The following is a 20508-nucleotide window of genomic DNA, read 5'->3' as shown; positions in this document are numbered from 1 at the left end:
TTTGTACATATAAATATAAAGTTTTAACGGATTATTTTTTTGAAATAATTTAACAAAGTATGTGAATGTTACATTTCTTGTGTTATATAATAAAAAATGTATATAATACAAGGATTATTTCGGATCATTACTTATTTTTCATTCAAATCAAACTATTCGAATATATCTTAACTTACGAATTTCGGAGGTAGTTTATCATGTTTTGGCTACAATTTCTTACGTTACTAATCTGCATTTTTATTGGTGCACGCCTGGGCGGAGTTGGTCTAGGAGTAATGGGTGGCGTTGGTATGGCAATACTTGTTTTCGTCTTCCACTTACAACCTACAGCTCCTCCTATTGATGTAATGCTTATGATTTTAGCAGTAATTACAGCTGCCGGTGCTTTGCAAGCTGCTGGAGGAATGGATTACCTTGTCTACCTTGCTGAGAAAGCATTACGAAAAAATCCAAAGCGTATTACATTTTTTGCTCCTATTGTTACTTATTTATTCACGCTATGCGCGGGAACTGGTCATGTCGCTTATTCTGTACTTCCCGTTATCGCCGAAGTATCTCGCGAATCAGGAATTAGACCTGAACGACCAATGTCAATTGCCGTTATCGCTTCCCAGCAGGCAATTACAGCTAGTCCAATATCGGCTGCAACAGTTGCACTTTTAGCAATGTTAGCCGACTATAAAATCACCTTGTTAGATATTTTAAAAGTCAGTATCCCTTCTACTTTTATTGCTTGTATGGTAGCTGCATTCGTTGCTAGTAAAATGGGAAAAGAATTAAATGAAGACCCTGAATACTTGAAGCGATTAAAAGAGGGAATGATCCCTAAACTTGAAGAGAAAAAAGAATTTGCGGGTGTAAAAGGCGCTAAATTATCAGTTATCCTTTTCCTAGTAGGAACTTTCCTTGTCGTACTTCTTGGTTCATTTGAAGCCCTTCGTCCGGGATGGATGGTTGACGGGAAGTTAGCTCGTCTTTCCATGCCAAACACAATTGAAATGGTCATGTTAACCATTGCTGCTCTCATTATTATTTTCTGTAAACCAAATGTGGAAAGCATTGTAACTGGTAACGTCTTTAAAGCAGGCGCAACAGCAGTTGTTGCTATTTTTGGTATCGCTTGGATGGGAGATACTTTCTTCAACGGAAACTTAAATATAATTCAAGGATCAATTCAACACTTAGTGACAAGTGCACCATGGCTATTTGCTATTGCACTATTCATTCTATCTATTTTACTGTATAGCCAAGCAGCAACAGTTCGTGCTTTAGTGCCACTTGGACTATCACTTGGTATTCCGCCGGCATTACTTATTGCGATGTTCCCTGCAGTAAATGGATATTTCTTCATTCCAAACTACGGGACAATCGTTGCTGCAATTAACTTTGACCGTACTGGTACAACAGGAATTGGTAAATATGTTTTAAATCATAGCTTTATGATTCCGGGCCTGATCGCAACCTTTACTTCTATTGGAATTGGAATGCTCTTAATTTCAATTATGTTTTAAAGAAAAAGCACAAACCTTTATTTAAAAAGGTTTGTGCTTTTTTAATCAAACGTTTGTTTAAACTTTTTTGGCAGTCTATTCCTCCATATAGCATTTAAAATATTACATAGGCTTTTTCTACAAACTCTTATTTACTTCCTCAACTAATTTCTTCGTACCTTCATACGCAGATTCCGCTAAGCTAATCGCTGAAATAACTGAAACACCATCCGCACCCGCTTCTATAACAGAAGCTGTATTTTCAATCGTAATCCCACCAATCCCAACGATCGGTATTGTAATCTCTTGTTCCCTAAAATACTTTAGACCTTTCGTTCCTTGAACCGCTTTTGTATCTTTTTTCGTACTCGTCGGAAAAATTGGACCAACTCCTAAATAATCGGCTCCATTTTCAATCGCCCAGCGTGCTTCTTCAATTGTATGTGTAGATACTCCAATAATTTTATCTCCCATTTTTTTACGAACAGAAGTAATTCCTTCATCATCTTGTCCAACATGCACGCCATCTGCATCTAACTCGAGGGCTAGTTCCACATCATCATTTACGATGAATGGTACATCGTACTCCTTGCAAAGCGCTTGCAGTTCTTTCGCAAAATCAATACGTTTCTCTCCCGTTAAAGCCCCTTCTCCCTTTTCACGAAATTGAAAAATTGTTATACCGCCTTCTAGTGCATCCCTCAATACTTGTAGTGGCTCCTTCGTACAATTGTTACTTCCCATAATAAAATATACTGGTAATAACCTAGACATTTCATCCATTGTAATGCGCGACATCTAGTTCCCCTCCTTACTATATAAGCTCAATCTTCCCATACTTCTCAATATCATCTGAAGTTGTATTTGCTAACTGATTTAAAAATTCAATTTGGAAACTACCAGGTCCCTTCTCCACTGTCTTAGCAGCTGCCAGTTCCGCAGCTACACCATAAAACGTTAATGCCGCTACTGCTGCCTTTACATAATCCTTTTCTACCGCTACAAATGCTCCTATTACAGAAGTTAGTAAACAACCTGTTCCAGTAACTTTCGTTAAAATAGGATGGCCATTTCGAATAAGAATAGTTCGCTCTCCATCTGTAACAACATCTTCTTCTCCAGTAATTACCGCAACTGTATTTAAGTCATCCGCTGCCTGTTTTGCAATATTTACAACATTACCGTTGCCAGTACCAGCATCTACACCTTTAATTTCCCATTTCTCATTAATAACGTTAGCTATTTCAGCTGCATTTCCGCGAATAACAGCTAAATCGATTTCAGCTGGAATATATCTCGCAACTTCTGTGCGATAAGAAGTTGCTCCTGCCCCAACTGGATCAAACAATACTGGTACATCATTCTTATTTGCTGATTTACCAGCAAGTAACATCGCTTCTACCTCTTCAGGACGAAGTGTACCCATATTTAAAACAAGGGCTCCCGCAATGCTAGCCATTTCTGCTACTTCTTCTTTTGCATACGCCATTACAGGTGATGCTCCTAATGCTAACAAACCGTTTGCTGTAAAATTTGTTACAACAACATTTGTAATATTATGCACGAGTGGATTAGACTCTCTCACCAAATCCACTACTTTACTAATTTCTTTCATATTCATCCTTTTCATCTCCTAACTATAGTAATGGGAGATACACAAAAAGGCACTTTGCGCGTACGCAAAGTGCCTGAACATGTGCTTTTACACTCTCCCTACGCTGGCATTATCCAACAGGTTCAAATGGTCAATGACGGACTAGTCATACTCTCAGTTTGCATCCACAAACTCCCATGTGTTTATTATTCATCTACTTCAAAGTCTACTCTTATTCTAGTAAAATAACAAGTTCTTTACTTTTATAGAATGATAGAGATCAGAACTCTCCTGGTTCAACCATTCTTCGCCTTTATATAAGTAAAACTCTCACACGTATATTTCACCACAAATAACTCAAACCGTCAGCAAGACTGAATAGAACAAAGATGTATGCTATATTTAACGTATGGAAATTTGAAAGGATGTTTTTAAATATGGCAAAAAGTATTGTAATTGCTGAAAAACCTTCTGTTGCACGTGATATCGCACGTGTACTGAAATGTGATAAAAAAGGGAACGGCTATCTTGAAGGTAGTAAATATATTGTTACTTGGGCTTTAGGTCATCTCGTTACATTAGCTGATCCAGAAAGCTATGATGTGAAATATAAACAGTGGAATTTAGAAGATTTACCAATGCTACCGGAGCGTTTAAAACTAACCGTTATTAAACAAACAGGGAAGCAGTTTAACGCTGTAAAAAGTCAGCTTCTTAGAAAAGATGTAAATGAAATCATTATAGCTACTGACGCCGGTCGTGAGGGAGAGTTGGTCGCACGCTGGATTATCGATAAAGTTAAAATGCAGAAACCGATTAAACGTCTATGGATTTCATCTGTTACCGATAAAGCAATTAAAGATGGCTTCGCAAATTTAAAACCAGGAAAAGCATATGACAATCTATACGCTTCAGCTGTCGCACGTTCAGAGGCTGACTGGTATATCGGACTTAATGCGACTCGAGCATTAACTACTCGCTTTAATGCCCAACTAAATTGTGGCCGTGTTCAAACACCTACTGTAGCCATGATTGCAAGCCGTGAAGATGAAATCAAACATTTCAAAGCTCAAACTTACTATGGTATCGAAGCTCAAACAGCTGAGAGATTAAAGCTAACTTGGCAAGATACAAAAGGAAATAGCCGTAGCTTTAATAAAGAAAAAACTGATGCAATCGTGAACAAAATTAGTAAACAAAATGCTACTGTTGTAGACATTGATAAAAAACAAAAGAAATCGTTCGCTCCTGGTCTTTACGATTTAACTGAACTACAACGTGATGCGAATAAAATATTTGGTTACTCTGCGAAAGAAACATTAAACATTATGCAAAAATTATATGAACAGCATAAAGTTTTAACGTACCCTCGTACAGATTCACGCTATATTTCATCTGATATTGTCGGAACACTTCCAGAGCGTCTGAAGGCTTGCGGAGTTGGAGAATACCGTCCTTTAGCACATAAAGTATTGCAGAAACCTGTAAAATCTAATAAATCATTTGTTGATGATAGTAAAGTAAGTGATCATCACGCAATTATTCCAACAGAGAGCTATGTAAACTTCTCAGCTTTCACAGATAAAGAACGTAAAATTTATGACTTAGTTGTAAAACGTTTCTTAGCTGTTTTATTCCCGGCCTTTGAATATGAACAACTAACATTGCGCACGAAAATTGGTGACGAAACGTTCATCGCACGCGGAAAAACGATTTTACATGCTGGTTGGAAAGAGGTTTATGCAAATCGGTTTGAAGATGATGATGCAAGCGATGATGTAAAAGAACAAATCTTACCTCGCATCGAAAAAGGCGATACATTAAACATAAAACTAATTGTCCAAACATCAGGTCAAACGAAAGCACCTGCACGCTTTAATGAAGCAACATTACTTTCAGCAATGGAAAACCCAACAAAATACATGGATACGCAAAACAAACAACTTGCTGACACGTTAAAGTCAACTGGTGGATTAGGTACTGTAGCTACACGAGCTGATATTATCGACAAGTTATTCAATTCGTTCTTGCTTGAAAAACGTGGTAAAGATATTCATATTACTTCAAAAGGCCGTCAGTTACTTGATTTAGTGCCAGAAGAACTGAAATCTCCTACACTAACTGGTGAATGGGAGCAAAAGTTAGAAGCTATCGCTAAAGGAAAATTAAAGAAAGAAGTATTCATTTCAGAAATGAAGAACTATACGAAAGAAATTGTTGCTGAAATTAAATCGAGTGATAAAAAATATAAACACGACAACATTTCAACGAAGTCTTGTCCAGACTGTGGTAAACCGATGTTAGAAGTAAACGGTAAAAAAGGTAAAATGCTTGTATGCCAAGATCGCGAATGTGGTCACCGTAAAAATGTATCCCGCACTACAAACGCACGCTGTCCTCAGTGTAAAAAGAAACTAGAACTTCGTGGTGAAGGAGCGGGCCAAATTTTCGCATGTAAATGTGGCTATCGTGAGAAACTTTCTACATTCCAAGAGAGACGTAAAAAAGAATCCGGCAGCAAAGCTGATAAACGCGACGTTCAAAAATATATGAAACAACAGAACAAAGAAGAAGAACCATTAAACAATCCATTCGCAGAAGCATTAAAGAAATTAAAATTTGATTAAACAAAAAGGTTCCTACCACTATCGGTAGGAACCTTTTTATTAATGAATGATTTTACTTCCTTTTGCATTCTCAACGAATTTTTCACTTGATTTGTTAATTGGTGTTTTCAGTAATAACGCAGCAACAATCATAACTACTACGAAAACACTTAACACAAGTAAATCTCTAGTTACTATATCCCAAAGCATTCCGCCAACTGTTTCACGAATTGCACTAATTGCATATGTGAATGGTAAGAACGGATAAATCGCTTGGAAGAACGGTGGTGTCATTTGAATTGGGAATGTTCCGCCTGATCCTGCTACTTGCAGTACAAGTAAAATGATCGCCATCGATTTCCCAACGTTTCCGAAAATAGAAACGAGTGAGTATACGATACAAACAAAGACTCCCCCAATAAATAAACTAAATAACACAAACCAGAACTTATCGACTACGTACGTACCGAGTAAGAATATATCTCCCATTGATACGATAAACGCTTGTGAAAGACCTATCGTTAAGAATGTTAATAAACGTCCGAAGTAAACTTCATGGCTCTTATAATTCGCGCCCTCTTCGTGTACTTCTACCGTTAATAATGAAACCATTAATAATGCGCCTACCCATAATGCAAGCACTGTATAGAATGGTGACATTGCTGAACCGTAGTTCGGCATTGCAAATAATTTATTCTCTTTTAAATTTACTGGATTTGCAAAGTAGTCACTTTGCTTTTCAACATCGTTTTTCAATAAGCGTATGATGTCTTTTATATCCTCTTCAGATTCAAAATCACGAATTTTATCTGCTAATTCTTTAATCTTTTTCTCAGTCTCCGGCATTTCAGCTTTAATGTCTGCAATTTTCTTTTGACCATCTACTAAGCCTTTTGATGAATCTTCAAGTAATTTTTTCACATCTGGAAGCTTCTTATCTGCCTCGCCTAAAATTTGAGATGTATTTTTAGACATCTCTTTTGTACGAGCAATTGCTGCATTGAAATTTGGAGTGATTTCTGAGTCATATTTAGCTAAAATGTCACCAATTTGGCCCGAAACATTTTTAGACACTTGATTAATACTTTCAATAACATCTGCTGCTGGTTTTTGACCTTTATTAATAGCGTCAATTCCTTTATCAGTTAAATCGATTCCTTTTTGCAAACCATCTTTTGCTTTATTTAACTTAGCAATTGTGCCATTAAGATTTTTATCACTATTCACATCGCCCAAAACTTTATTTGTACTTTCCATAACCGGAATCATATCATTAACTAAATTCCATCCTGCTTGGAACTGTCCATTTAAATCATTTAAGGCTACTTTTGTGGAATCTAATCCATTAACGCCTTTGTTACTTAAGTCTGCTGTTGCTTTTTCAAGATTAGTTTTTAGTTTTGCATAATCCGTTACAGCCTGATCATAGTTCTCTCTACCATTGTTTAATATCTCATTAGCTTTGTTTATATCTTGATTTAAATTGCCTCTTAGCTGCTGAGCATCTCCTTGTACATTTTCAGCCTTATTTTTCAATTGTTCAGCTGTGCTTACTGCTTTTTCAAAGTCAGCTACAAATGTTGCATTATAGTCTTTTTCAGCTTGATTTACTAAATTATTTACTGCATCTAATTTTTGATTTACAGCATCTCGTACATCTTGTTTAACTTCTTGACCAGAACTAATTAAATCCCCTACATGCTTAACTCTATTGTTAGCATCCACCATAGAATTTTTAAGCACTTTTAGACTTTCCGCTCTGTTTCCAAAGAACTGCTTACCAAAGTCCGTTGAAGCTGATTCTTTAAAAGTTGTAAAGAAATCAATTAAATATGAAACACTATCAATACGGTCTTGGAGAAGTTTTGAAGCATCCTGAACATTTTTCTGAGCTACAGTTGGGTCCACGCCCTTATTTTGAAGCCCATCCATAACACTTTTCACATATGCCGTTCCAACACGAGTAGAATTGAAAACATTGTTTACAGTTTGATCAATATTTGTAGCAATATTTTTATATCCCTCACCATTCACTTGCGGTAACTCTGGAAGCGTTGGTATTTGTGGAATAGTTATATTAGGTAACTCTGGTAATTTAGCTGGATCTGGAAGTGTCAGATTAAAATCAAATGCCGGATTTTTTAAGTAATCCGTAATTGCCGCCGCACTATCTAAACCTTGTTGCATTACAATTAAATTATTCTTAATTGTTCCAGGTGCACGCTTCAATGTTTCATCATTTCTCGCAAAGAATTTATCTAAATTCCCTAACGCCTCTTGCCCATCATTCATAACACTTTCTACAACTGGCAACTCTTTTTGTGCTACTTTCACAACATCTTCTGCCCGAGTCGCATCATCTAATGCCTTATCCACAAGTGTATTCATTTCTGGGAACTGTGCTTCTAACTTAAATACGAGATCCTTGACCTTCTCAATACTCGGTAAGTTAGTTTCTAAATCGATTCCAAGGTCATTGAAGATTTTAAAAATCTCACCGTTTGCTGTTTTAACAAAGTTTTTACTAACCTCTTCTGTAAGACCCGATGCACCTTTAGCTGTAATTTTCGGTGCAATCGCATTTACTTTTTCATTTACATAGTAATCAAGTTCTGGTTTCTGTGGATTTTCATTCAAGACCGTTGCAATCTTTTCAGAAAAATCTTTTGGAATAGTAATGCTTGCGGAATAATCTCCACGCTCTACTCCATAAATTGCTTGCTTTTCATCAACAAACTTCCACCCGAAATTTTTGTTCTTCTTAAGTGAATCTACAATTTCTTCCCCGATGTTAATATCTTTCCCTCTTAAATTTGATCCAACATCTTGGTTAGAAACTGCAATTTGGATTCCTTTCGTATTTCCGTAAGGATCCCAAGAAGCTTTAATGTTAAACCATGCATATAACGATGGTAAAATCATTAACCCTAAAACAATAACAATTGCAGCCCAATGTTTGGCTACATTCCGTAAATCTGTCTTATAAATACGCCAAATTTGTTTCATAAAAGTTATCACCTAATTATATATTTTTCCTTCTTTAGAAAATGATACATACATTTTGTAATTATATCACTTTCTACATCGTGGATTAAACGAAAACATACTATTTTTCCCATTAAATATTTCACTTACTTCATTATATAACGAAGTAAAAAAAGTATGCATACAAAATGACCAAATTAGTTTTACATTCAATAATAACAAATATATAGGAAATGTCATAAAAAATACAAGTATTTTCTCTTGGGAATACTTGTATTTATCAAAAAACCCTCCCAGCTTTTCATTATCTGTGAGGGTTTCTTCTATTATATATCTAATTGTACTTCTACACCGAAATGGTCAGAAATTACATTTCGATTTGTTCCAGTAAAAATGACTTTTGAAGAAGTAACTGTTTTACTTTGATTGCTTAATATTAGGTCGATTCGTAAGTTTTGTTTATTTTCATCCCAACCAGCAATCTCTCCTTGGACAGTTGTTCCTTCATCCTTCTCTATCGCTAGTTCATATGTGTCATATAAACCTTTTTGCATCATATACTCATAACCCTCTCCTTCCAAACGAGCATTGTTATTAAAATCACCCATTAAGAAGGAAAGTTCATTGCTATTTACACGCTCCATTAAACGATCAACTTGGTCTTTGAATGATTCTTCTTCATCATTCCACCAGCCAAGATGGCAAGAATAAAACGTTATATTCTTATCATTATAAGCAATTGTTGCACTTACAATTTTGCGTGTTTTCCAATACGTTGTATCCTTATTTTCTGAGACAAAGAACGTATCTTCCTTTACAATGTTGTGCTTTGTTATAATTGCTAATCCTTCTTCGTACACATCATATCCAATATGAGAGAAATCCCAAATAATATTGTATTCTTTTACATTTAATGCTCTTAACTCTTCTAGCAGTAAAAGTCCAAAATTATCTTTTTTCTTGTTACCGCATACATTTTCAGCTTGTATAGACTGACTTACTTCTTGCAATGCGACCACATCATAATCTTCTTCTTGAATTGCTTTAGCAAGATACTTTATTTTTTCAATTTGATTCTCTTCTTGCCAAGAGTGACAATTTAAAGTTAGCAATTTCATATTATTACGCACCTAACATATCTTGAATATCTGACTTTAATACGTCAGCTTTCGGGCCATATACTGCTTGTACACCTTTATCTTTTACAATAAGTCCTAAAGCACCATTTTGTTTCCATTTTGCTTCTGGTGCAACGGCATCTAAATCTTTTACTGTTACACGTAAACGTGTCATACAAGCATCTACGTCAGCAATATTATCTTTTCCGCCCAATAAATCAATAACTTTTGTTGCTAATGAACCATCTTGTACATTTCCTGTTCCTTCTGTTGACTCATCTTCATTATCAATGTAGTTACCTGCACGCCCTGGCGTTGGTAAATTGAATTTTTTAATTAAGAAGTTGAATAACGTAAAGTTAAGGCCGAAGAACACTAATGAAACAATGACAAAGTTGATTAAATCTCTCGTTAAACCTGCATTGATCATCATTGGTGTACGTGTAATTAACTCAATAAATCCAAATGCATGAACACGTAAATTAATTAAATCCGCTAATGCGAATGCAAGTCCTGTTGTAATTGCATACACAACATATAATACTGGTGCAATAAACATGAACATGAATTCAATTGGTTCTGTTACACCTGTTAAGAATACTGCTAATGCAGCTGATAAGAACATTGGTTTATATTTTGCACGTTTTTCTTTATCAACATTACGGAACATCGCAAACGCAATCCCCATTAACGCTGCCGTTGAGCCGATAACTTGTCCAGCTTTGAAACGAGCTGGTACAACGTTATTTAATAAATCGTTATATGCTTTCGTATCTCCATTTGCTAATAAGTTATTTAAATCTGTAATCCATGCAAGCCATAACGGATCTTGTCCCGCTACAATTTGTCCAACCTTTGAGCCAGTTAACATCGTATATGTTCCGCCTAGCTCTGTGTAGTTCATCGGAATTGTTAACATATGATGTAATCCAAATGGTAATAATAAACGTTCTAACGTTCCATATACAAACGGTGCAATAACTGGTGCACTATCTTTAGATGCTGCAATCCAGCGACCAAATTCATTTAATCCACTTTGGATAAATGGCCATACAAGTGATAATACAATCGCAGTGACTGTAGACCAAACAATTACAACGAATGGTACGAATCGTTTTCCATTAAAGAATGCTAATGCCTGTGGCAGTTTATTATAATTGTAGTATTTGTTATATAAAGTAGCTCCTAAGAAACCTGTGATAATCCCTACGAAAACTCCCATGTTTAATGCTGGTGCACCAAGTACAGAAGTAAAGTAATCTTTTACAAGTAAATCTCCTGCTAAAAATGAAGAAACTGTCGCTTTTGAATCCGTTAACATTTGAGCGTTTACACCAAATATAGCTCCTGTAATTCTGTTTGTTAAGACGAATGCTAATAGTGCTGCAAATGCACCACCTGCTCGATCCTTCGCCCAAGATCCCCCAATTGCTACTGCGAATAAGATGTGTAGATTTGTAATAATTGCCCAACCGATGTCTTCCATTACTCGAGCAATTGTATGAACTGCGTTAACATCCCCAGCAGACATCCCAATTAACTTACCGATGGAAATCATTAAACCAGCTGCTGGCATTACAGCTACAACCACTAATAATGCTTTCCCGAACTTTTGCCAAAAATCAAAAGACGTAATTTTCATCTGTTCTTCCTCCCCTTTATTTATAACAACATAATGATTTAAATTATAATTTCTGTTTCTCTTATGAAAACGATTCCTTATGTTACTTTTTTCTCTTTACGCAACCGTTTTCATAAATCTATTTTAATAAAAGCGTTTTCACATTGCAATAGAAATTTATTTTTTTTCATAAAAAAAGATGCTCAAGGAGCATCCTTTTTCATTATGAAATGCGATAAACCCTTGTTTCATAAGGTTTCAACGTGATTGTAATTATTTGTTCATGTTCCGCAACTTCATAGTTATTTAAAAGCAAACGTTTGCGTTCTAATGCGAATAAACTCTCATTATACACAGCTTCCTCTTTTGAGATATTACTAATTACAATGACTTTTTCATCCTGTAGCGTACGTGTATATGCATAAATTTGTGGATCGTCTTCTAAAAGTAAATCGTACGTACCGTAGTTCAGTACATCGTGCTCTTTTTTCAAGGCAATCATTTTCTTATAGAAATTGAAAATAGACTTTTCTTCATTTTTTTGCTTTTCAACATTAATTTCTTTGTAATTTGGATTCATGCTAAACCAAGGTGTACTTGTTGTGAAGCCAGCATTCATTTCATCGTTCCACTGCATAGGTGTACGTGAATTATCGCGGCAAGAAGCCCATATAATTTCCATCATATCTTGATGTGATACGCCCTCTGCAATTTTCTCACGATATAAATTTTTAATTGCTACATCATCGTAATCTTCAATATTCGGGAACTGAACATTTGTCATACCAATTTCTTGTCCTTGATAAATAAACGGTGTGCCGTGCATAAAGAAATACATCGCTCCTAAAGCCGTTGCACTTTCACGCCAATATTCTTTATCATTTCCCCAAGTAGACACAATACGTGGCTTATCATGGTTTTCAATATATAAAGCATTCCATCCCTTATTTTCTAAACCTTTTTGCCACTTTGTTAATACTTTTTTCAACTCAACAACATCAAGATCTTTCTTCTTTTCTGCATCCCATAAGCTTAAATGCTCAAATTGGAATACCATATTGAATTTACCATTCTCTTCTCCAACCCAAAGATCAGCATCTTCAACTTTCACACCATTTGCTTCTCCAACAGTCATAATATCGTATTTAGCAAATGTATTTTCTTTTAATTCTTCTAGTAATGGCTGAATACCATTTACATTCATATGTTTGTCAAAAGAAGGCACATACTTTAACCCTTTTGGATTTGGCATATCCTTGAGGCCATCTTCTTTTTTTATATGACTAATCGCATCGACGCGGAAACCATCAATACCTTTATCAAGCCACCAATTAACAGTATCATATAAAACTTCACGAACTTCTTTATTCTCCCAGTTCAAATCTGGTTGTTTACGCGAGAATAAATGTAAATAATATTGCTCTGTCACTTCATCATATTCCCATGCAGAACCATTAAAGATACTTTCCCAATTGTTTGGTTCCGCGCCGTCTTTACCATCCTGCCAAATATACCAATCACGCTTCGGATTGTCTTTAGAAGAACTTGATTCAATAAACCATGGATGTTCATCACTTGTATGATTAATAACTAAATCAATAATAAGCTTCATGTCACGCTTATGAACTTCATCTAGTAGCATATCAAAATCTTCCATCGTACCAAATTCATCCATAATATCTTGATAGTCACTAATATCATAACCATTATCGTCATTAGGTGATTTATACATTGGACAAATCCAAATTACATCTATACCTAAATCTTTTAAATAATCCAGCTTTGCAATAATCCCCTGTAAATCTCCAATACCATCACCATTTGAATCCATAAAGCTACGTGGATAAATTTGATAAGCGACAGCTTCTTTCCACCATGTCTTATTCATACTAATTCTCTCCTTTTGCATCCCATCGGATTTTTTATGCAAACGTTTTCGTAACACTATCATAACAAAATATGAATAGTTTGCAACTGTTTTCATTGAACTCTATGTAGTTTCCTTATTCTTATGCCTTATTTATTTCTCACAAAGATAAAGTGAAACTTTAATCGTTAAGGAGGTGTCCATTCCCCGCTGATTATTAGCCCTTACCAATCGAGATTTTACGAGCAGCCCTATCTTCTTTTTTTCAGCCGGATTGTCTTACCGCTCGCAAATAACGGGATAAATCTAACCCTTCTCTTCTTCTCGTCCATGCGTGTTAAATACACTCTTCATATACTAATACAAGCTCATATTATTTCAGAAAGGAGATATAAATTGAAACAAACAAAATTAACTAGTCGTATCGTCGTTCCCTCGGATCCTGGGTATGACATAGCCCGAATAAATTTAAATTTAAGCATTCCAAAATTTCCTTGTATTATTGTTTTTTGTCAAAATAAAAATGATGTGTGTAACGCCTTAAAATGGGCACGTGAGCGTCATATACCATTTCGCTTAAGAAGTGGACGACATAGCTACGAAAATTTCTCTCTTTTAAATGGCGGGCTTATTATTGATGTGAGTGAAATGAAGCAAATTACGGTTAGTACAGGAAAATTAACAGCAACAATTGAAGCGGGTGCAAATCTTGGCACTGTGTACAAAGAACTTTGGAAATATGGTGTTACAATACCAGCTGGCACAAGTGCAAGTGTCGGAATTGTGGGGTTAACACTCGGCGGTGGCATTGGCATGCTTTCACGCTTATTTGGACTAACATGTGATCAATTAGTAGAAGTCGAAATGGTACAAGCGTGCGGGAAATTTGGTGCAAAAATCATTCGTGCAAATGAACAAGAAAACCCTAACCTATTTTGGGCATGCCGTGGCGGTGGCGGTGGAAATTTCGGGATTATTACTTCCTTAACCTTTCGAGTCCACCCTATTAAAAACGTATCAATTTTCTCACTTACATGGGAATGGAAAGACTTTATTGCTGCATTTCAAGCTTGGCAAAACTGGGCACCTTATATAGATGAACGTCTCACTTCATCAATTGAATTATTCTCTAAACAACGAAATAAAATCGAGGTGAAAGGTGAATTTGTCGGCTCTCCTTCTGAACTCTATCATCTATTATCTCCTCTTCTTGAAACTGGTAATCCTTCTCTCTTTATAGATGAAGTCCCGTATATAAAGGCTGTTCAATTCTTTAATAGCGGCAATATTCCTGAAAAATTCAAACGCTCTGGTTCCTACGTATATAAACCTATCCCTCTTAAAGGTATTCAAATCTTACAATATTTTCTTTCTCATGCACCAAATAAAGATGCGAGTATTTGGCACCAATCACTCGTAGGTGCTGTAGAAAACATTTCGCCTAATGAAACAGCTTATTTCCACCGCAAGGCAATCATTGCTCAAGAATATATTACTTCTTGGAAATGCAACGATGAAGAAAATCGAAATATACGCTGGGTTAAAGATTTACGGGAAAGCTTAGATCCTTACACACTAGGAGACTATGTCAATTGGCCCGATATCGACATAAAAAATTGGCAAACTAGTTATTATGGCTCTAATTTTCAAAGGTTGCGTAAAGTGAAGACAGCATATGACCCTTGTAATGTTTTTCGTTTTCAACAAAGCATTCCTCCTTTCCATACGTAAAAAGGAAGAACAGAATTCTGTTCTTCCTTTTTACATTGAAAATCGTTCAATGGTTTGTTTCAAGTCCGCTGCTTGCTTCTCTAAATCCTTTAATAATTGATCGATTACTACCATATTTTTAGATTGTTGCAACGTCACACGTGCCACTTCTTGTGAACCAGCTGATGTTTCCTCAGCAATTGCTGCTACAGCCTTCGTCTGTGCTCCTGTTTGATGAATGTGACTCACTTGTTCGTTCATATAGCTACTAATTTGCTTAGTTGCATCGGCAACTTCCATAATACTCGATGACATTTCTTTTAAAATTAATTCAGTAGCTTCTCCTCGTTTTGCCTCTTCTTTAGCTGTTTTCACTTGCTCCGTCATTTTCAATGCGACTTGTTGCACTTCCTCTTGCATATTTCGTAATAACTGCGATATATTTCTTGCAGAATGATCGCTTTCATCAGCAAGTTTACGTACTTCTTCAGCTACAACTGCAAAGCCCCTTCCATGCTCTCCAGCACGAGCTGCCTCAATAGAAGCATTTAATGCTAATAAATTCGTTTGACTAGCAATCTCACTCACAACAGAAACAATATGTTCTACTTGTTTCATTCGTTCTTCTAACTTCTGTACATTTTGCATCGAATCTTCATTCTCTTTTGCCAATGTTTGAATGCCTTGAATTAAAGAAGTAAAGACACGTGTACTTTGTCCTAAAGCTTGAACCATTTCTAAAGACAATTCGTCGGACTTTTTTGCTTTTTCTTCTACTTCACTCGCAATAGAGGTTGTTGTATCGACAGTTGAAACAATCGCCTGAATGGAAGCTGCTGATTGCTCGGCGCCAGAAGAAATCTCTGTAAGAGTTTCAGACACACCGCGTGCTTGCTTTGTCGCTTCCCCTGTTTGTCTTCTAATTTGCTGAACTTGATTATTTGTATACGAAAATGTAGTATCAATATTTTTTACCATACCTCTTAAGTTCTCGAGCATCATATTAAATGCAACACTTAAAGATTTAATCTCATCATCTACTTTTGGCAACGGGACATCTTCACGAATATCACCATCAGCCGCTTTCCTTGCTGCTTCTTCCAACTTTCGAAGTGGTTTAATTAAAAATATTGCTGCCCCATACGCTAAAATTCCAGACCATACTACACCTAATAACATAACGATAATATTATAAACAGTTTGACTTACATAACTTTGAAAATAATCATATATAACGTAAATAAAAAATAAACTTGTTGAATATGTAATTAAAGCTAAAACTGTAGTGAATAGCATAAGTTGTGTACGTAAGCCAAAGGAAAATGTCTTCCTTTCTTTTTCCATCTCTTCTTTCCCCCTTCTTATAAGCAATATAAGTGCTACCTATATATTATTATCCATATTTTCGTTATAGAAAGATATAGAGATTTTAAAAATCATAATTCCTTTGAATATCAAATTCCGTCAAAAAAATAAAGGATTCTGACAATTTATGACTAATAACAGAAATAAGGGGAAACATTTGTAAAATATATTTTTGACTGGGGGTTTTGTATGATTCAAGTTCGAAATCTAGTAAAATCATTCGGCTCGCTTGATGTTTTAAAAGGAATTGATTTAGAAGTAAAAGAAAAAGAAGTTGTTGTTTTAATTGGTGCCAGTGGTTCCGGTAAAAGTACATTACTTCGCTGTCTTAACTTTTTAGAAATGTACGATGAAGGTGAAATTCACTTACAAGGTGAACGAATTGATCCAAAGCATTCAAATTTAAACAAAGTCCGTGAAAATGTCGGTATGGTTTTTCAACACTTTAACCTCTTTCCTCATATGACCTCACTAGAAAACATCATAGAAGCACCTATTCACGTAAAAAAATTGGAGACAGCAGACGCGAAGGATGTTGGGAATCAACTCCTACAAAAAGTCGGCCTACAAGATAAGGCGGATGTAACTCCTCACCTACTTTCAGGTGGTCAAAAACAACGCGTTGCGATTGCACGAGCTCTTGCTATGAATCCTAAAATTATGCTATTTGATGAACCTACCTCAGCCTTAGACCCTGAACTTGTTGGAGAAGTATTGCAAGTTATGAAAGAACTTGCTGAAGAAGGAATGACCATGATTATTGTTACTCATGAAATGAATTTCGCAAGAGATGTAGCTGATCGCGTCATATTTATGGATGACGGAAAGATTGTAGAGGACGCTCCGCCAGCACAATTCTTTTCAGCTCCATCACATGAACGAGCAAAACAATTTTTACGTAACGTTTTATAATGTAACTTCTGTTTCAAATGAAAAGAAATACATCCATACGGTGCACAACTAATTGTCCAAATAAAATATCTCAGTAACATACTTAAAACCATCCGTATGATCAATATATAGGAGGGGTTTTATGAAAAGAAAACTATTAACCATTGTTGCGAGTATTACATTATGTACATCCTTCATACTAGGAGCCTGTAGTAAGGAAAGTGCTACTACTTCTTCAAATGGTGAAAAAGAATTTCGTTATGCGATGAGTGGCTTATATAAACCTTTTAACTATAAAGAAAATGACGGAAAGCTTGCCGGTTTTGATGTGGAAATTGGTGAGGCACTTGCGAAAAAAATGAATATGAAACCCACTCCTATTACAAATCCATGGGAAACGCTAATTCAAGGTCTACAATCGAAAAAATATGATGCTATATTGGGCAGTATGGCAATTACAGAAGAACGCTTAAAAGCTGTTAGTTTCTCCAATCCTTATTATCGTTCTGGTGCCCAAATTTTTGTGGCTAAAAAGAATACATCTATCTCTTCTCCAGAAGATTTGAAAGGTAAGAAAATTGGTGTTGTAAAAGCTAGTACCTTTAAAGACCTTGTTGCAAAACATACAGATCAAATCACAGAATATGATAGCGATATTACTGCACTTATGGACTTAGAGCCTGGACGTATTGATGCAGTAATCACTGATCAAATGGTCGGTTTACGTATGATCAAAGAAGGTAAATCAAATATAAAAGAAGCTGGAAAACCATTAAATCTTGATGAAATGGGAATTGCTATTCGTAAAGATGATAAAGAAATGGTTGAGAAAGTAAATAAAGCTTTAGATGAAATCATTAAAGATGGTACTTATGAAAAGATCAGTAAAAAATGGTTTGGGCGTAATATTCTTGGAGACGAGGCAAAAACAAAGTAAGTTAGCCATTTAGAGATTTCATAAATCATGCCCCACTTTGTATGTGGGGCACTTCATTCACTACTAAAATCCATACAATATGAGGTGACACATATGTTTGAAATTTTTATCTCTACCTATCCCACACTCTTAAAGGCTACTATTGTCACATTACAATTAACATTAACATCCCTATTACTCGGTTCACTAATTGGATTACTAGTCGCTTTCTTTCGAATCTCTAACAATAAGGTTTTAAATAGTATTGCTCATGTATATATCGCCATTATTCGTGGTACACCTTTAATTGTTCAAATTGCCATTCTCTATTTCGGTATTACATCGATTATTGTCTTCACTCCTTTTTGGGCAGGAGCAATTGCTTTAGCAATCCATAACGGTGCATATATTACTGAAATTTTCCGCGGATCCATTCAGTCCGTTGATCGTGGACAATTGGAAGCTGCTCGCTCTTTAGGGATGCCTTACCCTTTAGCGATGCGCCGGATTATATTACCACAAGCATTTCGTCTGTCTCTTCCCCCTCTAGGGAACCAATTTATTATTGGATTAAAGGATTCTTCACTTGTCGCTTATGTAGGAATGTCCGAATTATGGGGATCCGGTTTATCAATTGCCGCAGGTAACTTCCAGCAATTAGATACATATATCATTGTTGGTGTATACTATCTCGCACTAGTTCTTCTATTTACTTATCTTGTTAGTCTTCTAGAAAAACGACTACAACGAAAAGAAAATAACTCTGTCCAGGTCAAGACGAGGAACAAGAAAGAAGTCTCTTTATAACAAAAAGCAAGCTCTAAGAGAGCTTGCTTTTTCATCGTAAGATATGTCTATTATTGATTTACTTTTTTTATAGTCTCTTTTTCCTCTATATGTTCCTCACGATATGAAATATTATGAGGATCCAATCCATTTCCTAAAGAACCATAGAAATGCTCCCTATGCGGATCAACTAATTCACTTCCGTGATAATACACACGTGGTGTATTCCAAAGTGCTGCCAAAGCTTTTGTCATCGGCATTTCGTGATAGCGTTCCGGCCACATTTCTTTAATTTTATCTTTTACTAATGGATAGTATTTAGAACTCATAGCAGGAAACAGATGATGTTCTGTATGGTATGAGAAATTGAAATGTAAAACGTCTACCCAGCGCGGTACTGTTACTGATAAACAGTTTGCTAAAGGGTCATTTACTGGAACAATAGGATTTAAGCGGTGATTTGTTGCGATATACGCCATTACAATAAAGTTAGCAATTAACAACGGAATCACGTATGCAAAGAACCACTTTGTAGGTCCCATAATAAACAATAAACTAATCCAAACTGTCCAGGGCAAAAGAAGTTGAAGCCATACAGATTTTTGATTGGATGACTTAAATTCTTTTATAAAATGAAAGAACATTCGAGTCGAATGTAACGTAAATTGAATTGTTAGTGACAGGAAACTAAAGAATGAACGTACATGAAGAGGCATGCGATATACCCAACTCAAAAACTTACTCTTTTTCAGTTTCTCAAATGTCGGCCATGCATCTGGATCATTCTCTTCATGCTGTGTGTGAACATGATGCGTTGCATTATGCCACTTTCTCCAAAGTTTTGGGCCAGTTGATAATGGCATAAATGCTATCGCACCTAAAAAATCACGAAGCCATGCCTTTCTTACAACTGTTCCATGTAAAATTTCATGTCCTAAAAATCCAAGTGAAGCAAAACATAATCCAAGAACAATTGCAATTCCTAGATTTGCCCACACATTCAATTCAAATACACCGATCGTTATTAAACCAGCCAATGCCACAAGTAAATAAGCCAGTCCACCAAATAATCGATTAGGAACTGGTTTAAATGCTTTTTTCGGCAAATGTGGTGCTACACGTGCTGCATACCACCCAAACGTATGAAGCTCCTTCATCCTTTTGCCCCTTTCTTATGCCGCGCCCCGCGCAACTTGCATATATCAATTCTTGCTTCCAGATTGATTTTACTACGTGATCCAAAAAGCATTTATCATAAGGAAAATATACTCACTCTATCGTCACTTAATTTTCGCTTTTATTATCAATGAAAAACATTTCTCTCTTTACTCTCTATCAACCTTTCCACATGATGAATCATAACAATAGAATTTCTATATTGTCAACAACTTTTATGACCTAGTAATAAAAGTTGGTTATATTTTTATAATTATACTTTATTTCACTAAAGAAAAAGCATAGATTTCATAAGGCTTTATCAGCTATATATACATATCCACTTAAACAACATAGACTCTATCTTATTCAAGAACTCTCTATGTAATCAACAAATGGAATCA

At 35.7% G+C, this 20508-nt stretch carries 14 protein-coding genes, 1 pseudogene and 1 riboswitch; of the genes and pseudogenes, 6 read left to right on the top strand and 9 right to left on the bottom strand.

Going from position 1 to position 20508, the window contains the following annotated elements:
- Positions 1-197 precede the first annotated feature (197 nt).
- On the top strand, positions 198-1511 hold the full coding sequence (locus AC0IXC_RS25465; RefSeq protein ID WP_002091236.1) for an anaerobic C4-dicarboxylate transporter family protein: 1314 nt from the start codon (positions 198-200) through the stop codon (positions 1509-1511).
- A gap of 117 nt (positions 1512-1628) precedes the next feature.
- On the opposite strand, the gene thiE is transcribed toward AC0IXC_RS25465, so the two are convergent.
- Together thiE and thiM are read right to left on the bottom strand one after the other, a co-directional pair.
- Positions 1629-2288 (bottom strand): thiamine phosphate synthase, encoded by a 660-nt coding sequence (thiE, locus tag AC0IXC_RS25460; protein ID WP_471653535.1) that lies wholly within the window; start codon positions 2286-2288, stop codon positions 1629-1631.
- A 16-nt stretch (positions 2289-2304) separates the two neighbouring features.
- The gene (gene thiM, locus AC0IXC_RS25455; RefSeq protein ID WP_471653534.1) at positions 2305-3111 is read right to left on the bottom strand and encodes a hydroxyethylthiazole kinase; all 807 of its coding nucleotides are present in this window, start codon (positions 3109-3111) and stop codon (positions 2305-2307) included.
- A gap of 72 nt (positions 3112-3183) precedes the next feature.
- A riboswitch (TPP riboswitch) is annotated at positions 3184-3293 on the bottom strand.
- A gap of 228 nt (positions 3294-3521) precedes the next feature.
- On the opposite strand from thiM, the gene topB reads away from it, so the two are divergent.
- Positions 3522-5711 (top strand): DNA topoisomerase III, encoded by a 2190-nt coding sequence (gene topB / locus AC0IXC_RS25450; RefSeq protein ID WP_002140241.1) that lies wholly within the window; start codon positions 3522-3524, stop codon positions 5709-5711.
- A 39-nt stretch (positions 5712-5750) separates the two neighbouring features.
- On the opposite strand, the gene AC0IXC_RS25445 is transcribed toward topB, so the two are convergent.
- From AC0IXC_RS25445 to AC0IXC_RS25430, 4 genes are all read right to left on the bottom strand, one after another.
- Positions 5751-8696: a YhgE/Pip domain-containing protein gene (locus tag AC0IXC_RS25445; RefSeq protein WP_215590632.1), complete on the bottom strand. Its 2946-nt coding sequence runs from the start codon at positions 8694-8696 to the stop codon at positions 5751-5753.
- A 305-nt stretch (positions 8697-9001) separates the two neighbouring features.
- Positions 9002-9793 (bottom strand): endonuclease/exonuclease/phosphatase family protein, encoded by a 792-nt coding sequence (locus AC0IXC_RS25440; RefSeq protein ID WP_471653533.1) that lies wholly within the window; start codon positions 9791-9793, stop codon positions 9002-9004.
- 4 nt (positions 9794-9797) lie between these two features.
- Complete coding sequence (locus AC0IXC_RS25435; protein ID WP_002016687.1) at positions 9798-11435, bottom strand: PTS transporter subunit IIBC; 1638 nt, start codon at positions 11433-11435, stop codon at positions 9798-9800.
- Between the two features lie 202 nt (positions 11436-11637).
- Positions 11638-13302 carry a glycoside hydrolase family 13 protein gene (locus AC0IXC_RS25430; RefSeq protein WP_002140237.1) on the bottom strand — a complete coding sequence of 555 codons (1665 nt, stop codon included), beginning with the start codon at positions 13300-13302 and terminating at the stop codon, positions 11638-11640.
- A 375-nt stretch (positions 13303-13677) separates the two neighbouring features.
- Between AC0IXC_RS25430 and AC0IXC_RS25425 the strand changes: the two genes are divergently transcribed.
- On the top strand, positions 13678-15012 hold the full coding sequence (locus tag AC0IXC_RS25425) for an FAD-binding oxidoreductase (protein WP_471653532.1): 1335 nt from the start codon (positions 13678-13680) through the stop codon (positions 15010-15012).
- Positions 15013-15042: 30 nt separating this feature from the next.
- Here AC0IXC_RS25425 and AC0IXC_RS25420 read toward each other — a convergent pair whose 3' ends face one another.
- On the bottom strand, positions 15043-15969 hold the full coding sequence (locus AC0IXC_RS25420) for a methyl-accepting chemotaxis protein (RefSeq protein WP_471653554.1): 927 nt from the start codon (positions 15967-15969) through the stop codon (positions 15043-15045).
- 15 nt (positions 15970-15984) lie between these two features.
- Positions 15985-16170, bottom strand: a pseudogene (locus AC0IXC_RS25415) (HAMP domain-containing protein); the annotation flags it as partial.
- A gap of 375 nt (positions 16171-16545) precedes the next feature.
- Here AC0IXC_RS25415 and AC0IXC_RS25410 point away from each other — a divergent pair.
- The 3 genes from AC0IXC_RS25410 (at position 16546) to AC0IXC_RS25400 (ending at position 18970) form a co-directional block, all read left to right on the top strand.
- Positions 16546-17268, top strand: coding sequence for an amino acid ABC transporter ATP-binding protein (locus AC0IXC_RS25410; protein ID WP_002029539.1), 723 nt, complete (start codon positions 16546-16548; stop codon positions 17266-17268).
- Between the two features lie 121 nt (positions 17269-17389).
- A complete protein-coding gene (locus AC0IXC_RS25405) occupies positions 17390-18184 on the top strand; it encodes an ABC transporter substrate-binding protein (protein WP_002091263.1) in 795 nt (264 codons plus the stop codon).
- A 93-nt stretch (positions 18185-18277) separates the two neighbouring features.
- Entirely contained in the window at positions 18278-18970 is a 693-nt protein-coding gene (locus AC0IXC_RS25400; RefSeq protein WP_193652520.1) for an amino acid ABC transporter permease, read from the top strand.
- 50 nt (positions 18971-19020) lie between these two features.
- Here AC0IXC_RS25400 and desB read toward each other — a convergent pair whose 3' ends face one another.
- Positions 19021-20106, bottom strand: coding sequence for a Delta(10) desaturase DesB (gene desB / locus AC0IXC_RS25395; protein ID WP_002091268.1), 1086 nt, complete (start codon positions 20104-20106; stop codon positions 19021-19023).
- Positions 20107-20508 lie beyond the last annotated feature (402 nt).

It is taken from the genome of Bacillus sp. AC266 (assembly GCF_979253805.1).
The sequence above is the reverse complement of the archived record's forward strand: the minus strand, read 5'-3'. Positions and strand labels throughout refer to the sequence as shown.